Below are 12,747 nucleotides of genomic sequence, written 5' to 3'. Positions count from 1 at the left end.
TCCATTGGAAGCGGCAAGTATTGGTGTGGATTTGCAGCCGGGCGAAATGGCGATGCGTTGCAACATAATCTGCATTGAAGAAGATAACATCAAGAATCATTCTGCCGGACATATCACCACTGAAGAGGCGGATGTGCTGGTGAAATATCTGCAAGAACAATTGGGGGATGAGCGTGTACGTTTCTATACAGGGGTTCAATACCGTCACTTATTAGTGATACAGGGTGGAGACAAGCGTATTGATTGTACACCGCCGCACGATGTTCCTTTAAAACCTTTCCGTCCATTAATGGTGAAACCGATGGCGGGAACTGAGAATATTACCACACCCGAAGGACAAGCAGACTTAACCCCTCAAAAGACTGCCGACCTTATTAACGATTTAATCCTGCGTTCGCAGGTAATCTTGCAGAATCATCCTATCAACCAAAAGCGTATGGCCGAAGGTAAAGACCCAGCCAATAGCATTTGGCCGTGGAGTCCCGGTTATCGTCCGCAGATGGAACGCCTTGCCGATAAGTTCCCGCAAGTGAAACGGGGTGCTGTGATTTCCGCAGTCGATTTGATTAATGGTATCGGCTATTATGCCGGATTGCGTCGCCTCACCGTAGAAGGTGCTACCGGATTGTACGATACTAACTATGAAAATAAAGTGGCTGCCGCTCTGGATGCATTGAAAACGGATGATTTTGTTTATCTGCATATCGAAGCAAGTGATGAGGCGGGTCATGAAGGGAATATCCCTTTGAAGACACTCACTATTGAAAACCTGGACAAACGTGCCGTAGGTCCCATCTACGAAGCAGTAAAAGATTGGGATGAACCCGTTGCCATTGCTGTGCTGCCCGATCATCCTACACCTTGTGAACTTCGTACACATACCTCCGAACCTGTCCCGTTCTTGATTTGGTATCCGGGCATTGAGCCGGACGAGGTAGAAACCTTCGACGAAGTAGCCGTCTGCAATGGCAGTTACGGATTAATGAAAGAAGATGAGTTTATTAATGAATTTATGAAATAACCCATAATGAAATACTATAGTACCAATAAACAAGCCCCCGAAGCTACCCTTGAAGAAGCGGTAGTACGTGGACTTGCCGCAGATAAAGGACTTTTCATGCCTTTTACGATCAAACCATTGCCACAGGAATTCTACGACAGCATCGACACACTCAGTTTTCAGGAAATAGCTTACCGGGTAGCCGATGCTTTCTTTGGAGAAGATGTTCCTGCTGATGTATTGAAGCAGATTGTATATGATACATTGAGTTTCGACATTCCTTTGGTGCAAGTTACGGAGAATATTTATTCTTTGGAACTGTTCCACGGTCCTACACTTGCTTTTAAAGATGTGGGTGGCCGCTTCATGGCACGCCTTTTGGGTTACTTCATCCGCAAAGAAGGAAAAAAGCAGGTGAATGTACTGGTAGCTACTTCCGGTGATACGGGAAGTGCCGTAGCTAATGGCTTTCTGGGTGTGGAAGGTATTCATGTATATGTGCTTTATCCGAAAGGCAAAGTTAGCGAAATACAAGAAAAACAATTCACCACTTTAGGACAGAACATTATTGCTCTTGAAATAGACGGTACTTTCGATGATTGCCAGGCTTTGGTAAAAGCTGCTTTCATGGACGGAGAACTCAACGAACACCTGCAACTGACCAGTGCTAACTCCATTAATGTAGCCCGTTTCCTGCCGCAGGCATTCTATTACTTCTATGCATACGCGCAGTTGAAGCGTGCAGGCAAAGCCGATAATGCAGTTATTTGTGTGCCTAGCGGTAACTTTGGTAATATTACAGCCGGACTTTTTGGTAAGCGCATGGGACTTCCGGTGAAACGCTTTATCGCTTCTAATAACCGCAATGATATATTCTACCAATATTTGCAGACCGGTGTTTACTCGCCCCGTCCCAGCATTGCTACCATTGCCAATGCTATGGACGTAGGCGATCCGAGTAACTTTGCCCGCGTGCTCGACCTTTATGGAGGCAGTCATGCTGACATTTCTGCCGAAATCAGCGGTACTACTTATACCGACGAGCAGATTGCCGAAACCATGAAAAAGGTTTGGAAAGAAGACCGTTACCTGCTCGATCCTCATGGAGCTTGCGGTTTCCGTGCCTTAGCAGAAGGACTTCATCCCGGCGAGACGGGTGTTTTCCTGGAAACGGCACATCCGGCTAAGTTCAAGGATACGGTAGAGAAGATTATCGGCGAAGCAGTAGAGATACCGGAAAAACTGCAAGCCTTTATGCGGGGCGAGAAGAAAAGCTTGTCGATGTCAAAAGACTTTGCAGACTTCAAACAATATCTGATGAGTTTATAATAACGAACATGCAAAAGAGGGAGTAAGCTGAACGAACAGCATACTCCCTCTTTTAAAGTTAAGGTTGGTTTAAAATATAATTTGGAATCTTGTCTGGAATGCATTCAAGGATTGATTGTCAATTCCCTGCCTGTTTGTAGTCCGGGTATATGAGTATCTGAATCTCCATATCATATACTTGTTCAGATAATAATTCACGGTAAACGAAACATCGTTCAGCCGTCCCCCATAGATTTCGGCTTTAGCATCCGACATATCCGTATAGTTGTAACCGAGGACACACTCAAATGAACCGGGAGCCGGAGTGGCTATACCGCAATCTGTATGCGAATGCTTGTAGTCACCGCCAATCACTAATCCCCTCAGGATGCCGTAAACTCCGCTTGCTTTGTAGTTCGTGAACCCTTTCTCTCTGTTGACTTGGAGGAAATAGTATTGCGATTCTAATGCTACAGGTCCGTAGGCTGCTACCAGTTCCGGAGTAAACTTGAACAGATTCTTGGCATCTGTTATCAGCGCATTCACGGCTCTTACTTTGGCTATACGGGTCGGGAAATTGGCACCCAGATCAAAACTGGTATGGTTCAATGCCTCATCGCTATTGTATCTGGGAGTTTCGTAACCTCCCGATATACCTACTTGGAACAAAGCTCCGTCATTGCGCAATGGACGATATACCAAGCGGCTCATAGCACCATATCCCATCTTACCAAGTTCGTTCGATTTCTTCTTAAGTGCTTCGCTTTCTACATGTACGCTTGCTGTACCGAAGAAGCTTCCTTTATCGTACATATACATCGCTCCGATCAATCTTGAATTAAAGAATGCTTCATTGCTCGTAGGTTCTTCCATCGTGACCTTCATAGACGAGCTTGTAGAACTTTGCAAACCGAACTGGTGGACGAAGTTCCCGACACGTAGTAGGGAGTGGGACGAAAGTTGTCTTTCCACAAAGATATCTTTCAGACTTATCTTTCCGTATGCATACCCTATATCTACTTTTGCTTTGAACTTTCCGTAGGATGCTTTAACACCTACACGGGCATCGGGTATGGCTACTCCATCCACAAACTCTTTATTATCGGAGTGAAACAAACCTCCATCCATCAAAATTCTTCCGGTAGGGTTCACTTTCAATGTCTTTTCTTCTTGTGCATTCACCTGTACGGCAAACAAGGATAGGATGAACAATCCTAACAACATAATTTTTTTCATAATATACGGTTTTAGAGGTGTTAAGGTTAGTTACGGTTACTTGGTTGAACGGCTCCTGCTTTCTGAAGTTTGGCAAACTCTGCTTTAGCTTTATTCAATTGTTTCATAAAAGCGTCATTAGCGTGAAGACGGGCAACAACCGCACTAGAAACAATTCTAGCTGCATCCACATCACTTTGGAAGTGGTATCCGCAGATTACTCTGCTTTGTCCCATCTCAAAGCCTCTCTTCAGAATCTCATTTTGTCGGTCCGGATTGATCTCTGACAGTACAAGTGCGGTAGCCCAACCAATTGCAGTATGTCCTGAAGGATATGAACCGTTGGTTGAAAGTTCCTTTTGTTGTTCAGGATTGCAGGTCATCTCATTGAAGAAGCTGAAAGGGCGGACACGCATGTAGTGGTTCTTTGCGTCGCGGGTAGCCAAGTCGCCTGCATCTTCTCTCATATTAATTATGAGTTTATGAATCTCAGGAGTTTTTTCTTTAGATATCTCGATTCCGAATGCTTCAGAGAAAGCCAAAGGTACACCATTGCCATCTACGCGGGCGTCTTGTGCGGCTTGATCTCCTCTTGGAGTATCTCTTTGTAGTTTTCCCCAGTCATAACGTTCCTTGTCGTATAAGAAAAGGATAGTTCCGGCTTCGGGAGGAGGAGGCAATAAATCTAAACTGTTAGCTACTTCTGACTCTTCAAGGAAGTATAAATCAGGATTGGTTCTTGTGTCTTTAATCTTTTTTTCTTGTGCAAATACATTGAATGAAAGGACGCAACACAATAGAAGTAAGGTAAATTTTGTTTTCATGATAAAGGATGTTTTAAACGGTTATTACTAAAAAGGTTTATAGGTTTTTCGAAAAACGTTTTTATCATACTCGAGCTGTCGGACTCTTGCCGGGTGGCTCGTGTTTGATGGGAGCAAAAGTAACGTTCGTGATTATCCTAAAAATACTTTTTCAATCCTTTCGTATGACAAGATTGTCCTAGTAGAAAAAAGGATGAAAAAAACATTGGAAAGACGGATAAAAATCTTTCCAATGCTACTCTTTTAGTAATATAAATATGAAGTTTATTTCTTTCTTGTGCTTACGCGTTCGTAGAGCAGGCGGATAATGTTGTAATCAGGTTCATTTTCGGGGTAGAGTTGTTCTATTTCTTTCCGGACATTATATTTGTGGCGGGTTACTGTTGCTTGATCTACATCTAATACTCTTGAGATGATGTTAGCGTCGATATCCTCTATAAATAGTAGTATGGTGATGAAGTAGCGTTCTTTGCCTCTGCGCTTCATAAAGGATAGTTTGCCTAATTCCGGATGCTTGTCGGCAAAGTCGAGGCAGATTTGTTTCAGTTCACGGCGCATGTCTTCTTCGGCTTCGGTTTTTTTGATTCCCAGGGTGTCGAAGAATAGTTTTGCTTGCTTGTCGATGGCTTGAATATCTTTCTCTATCTCGTCCAAATTATCTGTGGGATCATCCAAAATTATCCTTTTTTCATCCAAGTTGGCTTCCGATGGGCTCTGGAAGGTTTGTTTCTTTCTTTTCAAAAGGAAGAAGATGCCAATGGATATTATGAGGGTTATGGCTGAAATGAGGAGGTAGATAGTATAGGAGTACTTCTCTTTTGCTATGGAAATGGGGGTTAGTTCGGCTTTGCCGTCGAAAAGGAACAAGCCTGACTTGCATCCTACTACGGCTTTACGTCCGTTGACGGCGATGCAAGACTTGCTGAAAGCTAAATCATTGAACAAAGGTGTGGGGACTTCGGGGCTGTCCGGACCTTGGAAGCTCAAACCATAGTAATAAAGGATAAAGAAGCCTTCGTTGGGATTCTTTTCGAGTACACCGGCGATGTCCTTTACATGTCTGATTGGGAGAAGTTTGGAGTTGGCTTCGTTGACGATGCCTAGTGAGGTATTCAAATAGATATTTTTTCCGTTGGCTATTAGGCCGTAGGTGCTTTCGTAATCTGACAAATCACGTATCTGCTGGAAGGGGGCTTGTTCTTTCTTTAGAGGTTTTCCATACAATCCTTTGTTTAAGGTAGCAACATAGATGCTATCTCCGTTCTCGCAAATTCCGGTGATATAAGCATCAATGGTGTCTTTGGGGGCTTGGTTGGGAACGATGGGGATGGGGGTGACGATGCGCTTCGCTTTATCATCTACGATGCCGAGGTATCTTCTTGTTCCGATATAAAGACGTTGTTCTGCTGGGGAATAGTATAGGGTGGTGATATTATTCTGGCCTTTGGAATTGCTGAACTGCAAAATAATCTCTGCCTTGTTGTTCTTTATTTTGTAGAGTTTCTTTCGGGTTGCCAGAAAGAAAGTATTCTTGTCGGTCTCAAGAAATCGAATGATGTCGTTGCCGGTTACATCCAAGCCTTCGATGGGACCCAAAGATTTGGATTTGGATTCCGGATGATTGTAGATGAACTTGTACAGATGCAGTCGGAGGTCATCGGTGATAAAATAGATGCTGTCTCCGGTTCTCTTGGCGCTGACTGCAATCACGTTGTTTTCTGAATCGGCGGAATGCTGGCGCAGAGCAAAGGCAAGCAGTGCTTCTTTGCATGCCAGGTATAGGAAATCATTCCCTAGGGCTCCTAGTTGCTTGGCGGTGATGCTGATTCCGTCGGGTAGTTCATATACCAAAGTTTGTTGGTCTTGGATGTATAAAATAGAATTACCTGTGATGAACCATTCAGCTTTGTTAGGTCCTTGTGCGTACAGGTAATATTTACCTTTGCGCATCAAGGTTTTCTCTTTATTGGGAGCTACTTTGATAATGGCATTCTCCAATAAGGCATATACGGTATCGTTGTAGATACTGATGTTGGTTGTCAGGGAGTCGATGACAGGACGCTTAAAATCTTGTTCCGGGTGCTGTACGATGAACAAGCCTAAGTCGCTGGCGATGTAAAGCTTCTTGTCTTTTATCAATACTTTGTTGATGCTACAATTCTTGTCGCCTTTACCGATTCTGACCGGAAGCAGTTCGTGGCAACTGTTTTTATCTTGAAGTTTCAGTTGGTACAGACCATTACTTGTACCGACGTATAATATCTGATTGGCGTCGTCCCGGGCAAGGCTATATACGGAATAATTCAGATTCTTGTCTTTGATGTAGTAAGATTGCGTCTGTTCGGAAGTTTTGGTAAACAGTTTCAGACCTGCATCCCGGGTGCCTATGAATAGGGTATCTTGGGTGTACTCCAGGATGTCGTATATTCTGCGGTTGCTGTTTATGGAATATGTATGGTAATTGTTGACGACTTTTTCGATGAAGCAACCATCTTCCTGTCCGATATAGAGCTTATCGGGATCAGTGGGAGACTGGTTTATACATGATATCGGGGCATCGAAAGTATTGATATTGCAGGTCAGTTTGATGGGGTCCGGGGCAGTGCTTTTACTACACGCTGTTAGTAGAATGAATGCCGCGATGACGAAAAGATATAAGTGCTTTTCCATATTCGATGTTAATGGGTAATATTTATTAGACAAAGACAAATATAATCTGTTTTCACGAAATTAAGAAGTTCTTGATACTTTATTGATAAATCTGTGCAGTTTGCAATAAAAAAGACGGAAACACTTGACATCGGCTTTGGGATGTTGTATATTTGTAACTGCAATTTTGATTCTAATTCAATTTTAAATTAGCATAAAAGGAGGAGCATGGCTTCTCCTTTTTTTATATCCCCTCTTGCTTCACCTTTCTAAATGCCGCATGTTTGCTCCCCAAATGCCACACCTTAGTAACCGAAATGCCACACCTTAGCAGCTAAAATGCCGGGCATTTGTCCCGAAAACCTGCGGCATTTCGGGAGCAAACCTTCGTCATTCTGATGATTTGCTCAGGCAAAACGGATGATGCGTTTGCCCTGAACAGACCATCTGTTTCGGACAAACAGATGATGTGTTTACAGTAAACAGACCGTCTGTTTTGGGGATAAGATTATCCCAACCGAAGCTGTAGATAGGCTCCTGGCGTTAATTATGCATAAATCTGCTCTTGACAAGAATTGCTTTTTCCGCCTCCTTGCTAGGCTTCTTTGGGCACATTTTCCATCTTACCCAATTTATAACGGTTATTCCAAAGTACAAGAACCTCTATCTTCTGAAGGCTATGCCGGTAGAAAAGGGTATAGTCCGGGTGCGGGGTAATGTAGCGAATGTTTTCGGTTTCGGTGGCTTGACCGATGAATGGGTTGAGAGTGACGCGATGTAGTGCGTTTTGGAACAACATATACATAGTTTGGCTGTACTGCTTGTTACCGTGCTTCTCCTGTGAAGAAAGCAGAAGACTTTTTAATGCCTCTTTGGCGAGGGGTGACCAACTTATTTGCTTAACCATGCTTCTACCTCCTGATTAATGGTTACATCCTCTTGTCCTTGTCCTTCATCCAGTTGTCGGCAGGCAATTCTGATGTCATGGCGTAACCGGATGGAGAATTTGAGGATTTGTTTTTCTTGTTGTAATGTTTGCTCTTGTTTTGTTTTTGCCATAACGTAATCTCCTTTTCCTTTAAAAACATTCTTGGTTAAAAAATTGTTTTGCCAAAAAAGTAAACTTATGAAAGATAAGAAACTGGAAGGGAATTTGAGTATGATTGCTTCGCGCGTTATGGCGGGATTGAACATGAATGCGCTAAAATTCTTGCTTCCTGTATGGCTGGGAGCATTGACGGGTGTCACATTGCGGGTTACGTTTGCCGCAGTGGCATTTTGGATAACAGGATATTTTGTAAAAGAAGCTACTGCATCAAGGCAGCAGCGGATTCGTTTACTTTGTCTCGGGGCATTCGGACTTTATGGCTTTTTGTTCTGCTATCTGCTGGGTATCAGTAAGACAACTCCTGTATCCAGTGCCATATTCAACTCCATGCAGCCCATTTGGGTATTCTTGATCTCAGTCTTTTTCCTGCACGAGAAGGCAACGGTAATGAAGATTATCGGTATCGCTTTAGGCTTTGGTGGGGCGTTGCTGTGTATCCTCACACAAGGCAGCGACGACTTGGCGCAGGATGCGTTTACGGGAAATATGCTTTGTCTTGTTAGCTCACTGGTCTTTGCCATTTACCTGATAGTGAGCAAAAAGCTGCTTCAAGAAGTGGGAGTGGTAACAATGATGAAGTATATCTTTGGCGGTGCTGCAATCATGGGATTGGTTGTTTCTAGCATATTCGGTTGGGAAGCTCCTTTGTTTACCGATGCTTCGCATGGGGAGTGGCACTGGATGCCGTGGGCTGTACTTATTTTCGTCTTAATCTTTCCTACCTATCTTAGCTATTTCCTGGTGCCTATCGGATTGAAGTATCTCAAAACAACCGTTGTCGCTATCTATAGCTATCTGATCTTGGTAGTAACTACCATTACTTCCTTGGCATTGGGGCAAGACCGCTTCAGTTGGACACAAGCCATCGCCATCGCGATGATTTGTATCAGCGTTTATTTTGTAGAGGTGGCGGAGAAGAAAAAATAGTGATAACTAATAATTGATCATTACCAAATACTCTCCTTCTGCATCTATTGTAAACTCTGTTCCTGTACATTCGTTGAGAGTCCCTTGCCACCAGTTGGTGAAGTCACTTAGGGGATAAACTAATCCCTTACCGTGCAGACCGTGGGCGGTGAAGTTGATGATGGAAACTTGCTGACCGGGGCGGCAAGAGAAAGTGCGCATATCCCGGCAGGGGATAAAAACGCCGTAGTCGGTATAGGTGCGGACATCTGCTCCGGCACGCATGTAATCTATGAGCAGACTGAGGTTTCCTAAAGTATGGTCTTCACGCTTACCGGTAGCGCCTACAATGGCAATGCGGCGTTTGTTTTGCGACAGTAGGAAATTAATGGCTTTAGTTTGGTCATTAGTCTCTTGGTCACTGAGACGGTGCAAGATATGCCCGTACTTCTCCCGGTTTTCTTCGCTCAAAGAATCTCCGTCTCCAATGATAACATCGGGTACATGTCCACGGTGGATATACTCATCGGCTCCGCCATCACAACAAACTACGTAAGGCGCTTCCGCTAATACCTTCAAAGGCAGGGGATTCGTTGGATAGTCCCCGTTTGCCAAAACTACTGCTTCTATTTCCATCAACCAATCACTAATCGTTAATCACTAATTTCCATCATCTTCTTCCATTTGAAATATCCAAAGATAGCGATTATTGTGTATAGACCGTATAAAGCGGCGGTAAAATCAAGTCCTTTATAGATATATAATCCGGTGCTGACGGCATCTACGGCTATCCACGCCCACCATTGTTCTACGTATTTGCGTGCCAGCATCCACATGCCGACAATGCTCAGCGCAGTAGTGAACGAATCAAGCCATGGCACATTACTATCCGTGAAGTTTATCAATATATAGGCGATACCCAGCAACGTAACGACAAATACAGCTATGAGCGGCAGTAAGTAACATAGCGGCATACGCGTAATAGGCAATTCTTTCGGCTGTGCCGCTTCTTTTCGCAACAACTTTTTACGCAGGAACGTTCCGTATTTCCACATCATCCATCCGTAGAGGGCAGCGCCCAGGTAGTAGATGTTGATACCGAAATCGGCATATAGTCCTGCCTCGTAGTAAACAAAAATATAGATTGCAGGCATGATGATGCCTGCTATCCATAGATAAATGCTTGCGCGATACTCAAACCAAAGATAGAGTAATCCGACGAGAGTACCGATAATTTCGAGTGTCTGCTCCATTTCATTTGTCAATTAAGAAGGCGGACACGCCGGAAGGGAATCTTGTTCCGGCGCTACGCCGATTAAAAACTCAGCGTAATATGTGCCAATGCATTGATACCGGCATTGGGATAATAGGCTGCATAGTTTGATGTATATAGCAACTTGCTGTCTGCTGTTTTAGTCTGGCTCTTACCTTCGTAAATGGCAGATCCGGATGCATATCCGTTGCTTTCGTATGTTTCATTGAAGAGGTTGTAGACGGTTATACCTACATTAACGGACTTGATGCCGCGTAACTTGAAGGTATAACCTACATTCAGGTTACTTACGCAATAAGCATCCAGCGTACAATCTTCTTGATGAGCATTGTTTAGATATTGCTTGCTGACGTATTGGGTCTGCAAGGAAGCATTCATACCTTTATAATCAAAAGAAATCAAACTGTTTGCCATGAAGTCCGGCGAAAAGGAAATCGGAGTGCTGCCGATGTAGCGGGTGGTCTGTGCGATACTTCCGTTTTCGTTGTACAGTTCTTTCCAACTTTCGTTGTAATCGCTCAGATATTCCGTGTAGTCCTTGATGCGGTTACGACTGATGGTTGTATTGACATCCCAACGCAGCCAACTGGCGATTTGCGCACCTGCCATCAGTTCAACGCCCATACGGTAACTGGATTTTACGTTCTCGGCTACGGGCTCGCCAATCTCGTTCAGTTGGCCGTTCAGCACTAACTGATTCTTGTAGTCCATAAAGTAGAAGTTGGCACCTGCACTGAACCAATCCTTTTGGAACGTATATCCTAGCTCATAGTCGAACAGACGTTCGGCTTTGGGGCGCGCGGCAAAGAGGTTGTCAGTATAGTTATTACGGGTAGGCTCTTTGTTGGCTACACTGAAAGAGGCATATACTTTATTATATTTGTTGATGTTCCAGAATGCACCGGCCTTTGGATTGAAGAAATTGAAATCTTCGTCGATGGCAAGTGGTTGCAGATGTCCGGGGTTGGCGGTCCAATCCCATTTGTCGTTGTTACCGTTTATTTTGTATCGGGTGTAGCGGTATTGTAAATCCGCATAAAGATTGACGCCGCTACCTACTGCCCAGTTGGCTTTGGCGTAGATGTTACCGTCTGTTTTGCGGCCGATGTTGCGGTAATATTCATGGTCGGGGTCCAGGTTGCCGAGATAGTTCTTTACCCACATTACCTTGCCGTTGTGTGTATTCTTGTAATAGTTCAAACCGCCGCCAATGGATGCGTTGATACAATCGTTGTTGTAGTTTACGGAGAATATACCACCGCCAAAACCGCTGTTCACTAACTTACGGCGTACAAGGTTGGCTTTCTTAATTGTTTCTCCGTTTGCTTCGAAAGGTTGCAAACCATATTCTTTCAAGGTGCGGGCATTCTTATATTCTTCGTAATAGCCATCACCGTCCGTGTAGTGCAACGCCACATTCAGGTTCCATGCGGACGAAAGTATCTGGTTCAGCAACAATTGGTAATGCGTCTGGCGGTAATAGTCTATCTGGTTGTCGTAGAAACCTATTACATCTCCTTTATCATCTTCTATTTCTCCATTCGGATTGTATTTGCGGTACTCCATCAAAGTCTCCTTGTCCAGTCCGTCCCAGGCATGATAAGTCTCTTCCTTTCCACCGAAGGTGATGAATTTGATGGTGGTGTTGTCGTTGTAATATCCGCCTTGTACGAAGTAAGATTTCAAGTCGGCACTGGCACGGTCTCTGTATCCGTCACTCTGTACATTAGAGAGGCGGGCGTCAAATCCCCAATGATTGTTGATGATGCCTGTACCTACTTTAACCGTTTCTTTGTGGGTATTGAAGGAACCGTATGAACCCGAGAATTCGGCATACGGTTGGGAAGATATTCCCTGCGTCTGCATATTAATGCTGGCTCCGAAAGCTCCCGCACCGTTCGTCGAGGTTCCTGCACCACGTTGAATTTGCATGTCTTGCAGCGAAGATGCAAAGTCCGGTGTGTTCACCCAATAGATAGAGTGGCTTTCGGCATCGTTCATCGGAATACCGTTGGTGGTGACGTTGATGCGGGTTGCATCCGTACCGCGGACACGGATGCTGGTATATCCGATACCTGCACCGGCATCGCTTGTTGTCAATACCGAAGGAGTGAATGTCAACAGATACGGAATGTCTTGCCCAAAGTTCTGTTTCTTTAATTGTTCTTTACTTACGTTGGTGAAAGCCACGGGTGTGGTGCCTGTGGCACGCGTAGAAATAACCTCTACTTCATTTAGGTTGATAACTCGCAAGCTATCTTTTTGGTGTGTTTGCGCACAAACACTTAGTGCTGCCATGAGAAGGCAGACCATCATTGCATGTCTCTTCATTTGCAATCATTTAGTTTAGATAAATACAGAAAAGGGGAACTTTTCTTCTTTTCCCTACGCCGGCATTACCCGGATCAGGTCAATGGGTATGATCTCAGCCCGTCATATTGGGGCACCCCTTAGTTGAAATCTA

The 12,747-nt window shown here is 44.2% G+C and carries 11 protein-coding genes and 1 riboswitch; of the genes, 3 read left to right on the top strand and 8 right to left on the bottom strand.

The window, feature by feature from the left end:
* Nucleotides 1–1,021 (top strand): cofactor-independent phosphoglycerate mutase (locus Q1W14_RS05610; RefSeq protein ID WP_300699808.1); only part of this gene is annotated, 1,021 nt, incomplete at its 5' end.
* Between the two features lie 6 nt (nt 1,022–1,027).
* On the top strand, nt 1,028–2,329 hold the full coding sequence (thrC, locus tag Q1W14_RS05605; RefSeq protein WP_300699807.1) for a threonine synthase: 1,302 nt from the start codon (nt 1,028–1,030) through the stop codon (nt 2,327–2,329).
* Nucleotides 2,330–2,398: 69 nt separating this feature from the next.
* Here the strand turns inward: thrC and Q1W14_RS05600 are convergent, their stop codons facing one another.
* The 5 genes from Q1W14_RS05600 to Q1W14_RS05580 form a co-directional block, all read right to left on the bottom strand.
* Nucleotides 2,399–3,544 (bottom strand): porin, encoded by a 1,146-nt coding sequence (locus Q1W14_RS05600; protein WP_300699806.1) that lies wholly within the window; start codon nt 3,542–3,544, stop codon nt 2,399–2,401.
* Nucleotides 3,545–3,570: 26 nt separating this feature from the next.
* Nucleotides 3,571–4,347 (bottom strand): phosphatase PAP2 family protein, encoded by a 777-nt coding sequence (locus tag Q1W14_RS05595; RefSeq protein WP_300699805.1) that lies wholly within the window; start codon nt 4,345–4,347, stop codon nt 3,571–3,573.
* Nucleotides 4,348–4,611: 264 nt separating this feature from the next.
* Nucleotides 4,612–7,017 (bottom strand): hypothetical protein, encoded by a 2,406-nt coding sequence (locus tag Q1W14_RS05590; protein WP_300699804.1) that lies wholly within the window; start codon nt 7,015–7,017, stop codon nt 4,612–4,614.
* Between the two features lie 574 nt (nt 7,018–7,591).
* On the bottom strand, nt 7,592–7,903 hold the full coding sequence (locus Q1W14_RS05585; RefSeq protein WP_300699803.1) for a type II toxin-antitoxin system RelE/ParE family toxin: 312 nt from the start codon (nt 7,901–7,903) through the stop codon (nt 7,592–7,594).
* Nucleotides 7,888–8,055 carry a hypothetical protein gene (locus Q1W14_RS05580; RefSeq protein WP_300699802.1) on the bottom strand — a complete coding sequence of 56 codons (168 nt, stop codon included), beginning with the start codon at nt 8,053–8,055 and terminating at the stop codon, nt 7,888–7,890. Before Q1W14_RS05580 ends, Q1W14_RS05585 begins: the two co-directional genes overlap by 16 nt.
* Nucleotides 8,056–8,122: 67 nt before the next feature.
* Between Q1W14_RS05580 and Q1W14_RS05575 the strand changes: the two genes are divergently transcribed.
* Nucleotides 8,123–9,031, top strand: coding sequence for a DMT family transporter (locus Q1W14_RS05575; protein WP_300699801.1), 909 nt, complete (start codon nt 8,123–8,125; stop codon nt 9,029–9,031).
* A gap of 6 nt (nt 9,032–9,037) precedes the next feature.
* Here the strand turns inward: Q1W14_RS05575 and Q1W14_RS05570 are convergent, their stop codons facing one another.
* The 3 genes from Q1W14_RS05570 to Q1W14_RS05560 all read right to left on the bottom strand — a co-directional run bounded on the left by Q1W14_RS05570 (nt 9,038) and on the right by Q1W14_RS05560 (nt 12,614).
* On the bottom strand, nt 9,038–9,646 hold the full coding sequence (locus tag Q1W14_RS05570; protein ID WP_300699800.1) for a thiamine diphosphokinase: 609 nt from the start codon (nt 9,644–9,646) through the stop codon (nt 9,038–9,040).
* A gap of 17 nt (nt 9,647–9,663) precedes the next feature.
* The gene (pnuC, locus tag Q1W14_RS05565) at nt 9,664–10,263 is read right to left on the bottom strand and encodes a nicotinamide riboside transporter PnuC (protein WP_300699799.1); all 600 of its coding nucleotides are present in this window, start codon (nt 10,261–10,263) and stop codon (nt 9,664–9,666) included.
* 62 nt (nt 10,264–10,325) lie between these two features.
* The gene (locus Q1W14_RS05560) at nt 10,326–12,614 is read right to left on the bottom strand and encodes a TonB-dependent receptor (protein ID WP_300699798.1); all 2,289 of its coding nucleotides are present in this window, start codon (nt 12,612–12,614) and stop codon (nt 10,326–10,328) included.
* 33 nt (nt 12,615–12,647) lie between these two features.
* Nucleotides 12,648–12,744: riboswitch (TPP riboswitch) on the bottom strand.
* Between the last annotated feature and the right edge of the window lie 3 nt (nt 12,745–12,747).

Source organism: Bacteroides sp., assembly GCF_030151085.1.
GTDB lineage: Bacteria > Bacteroidota > Bacteroidia > Bacteroidales > Bacteroidaceae > Bacteroides.
The sequence above is the reverse complement of the archived record's forward strand: the minus strand, read 5'-3'. Positions and strand labels throughout refer to the sequence as shown.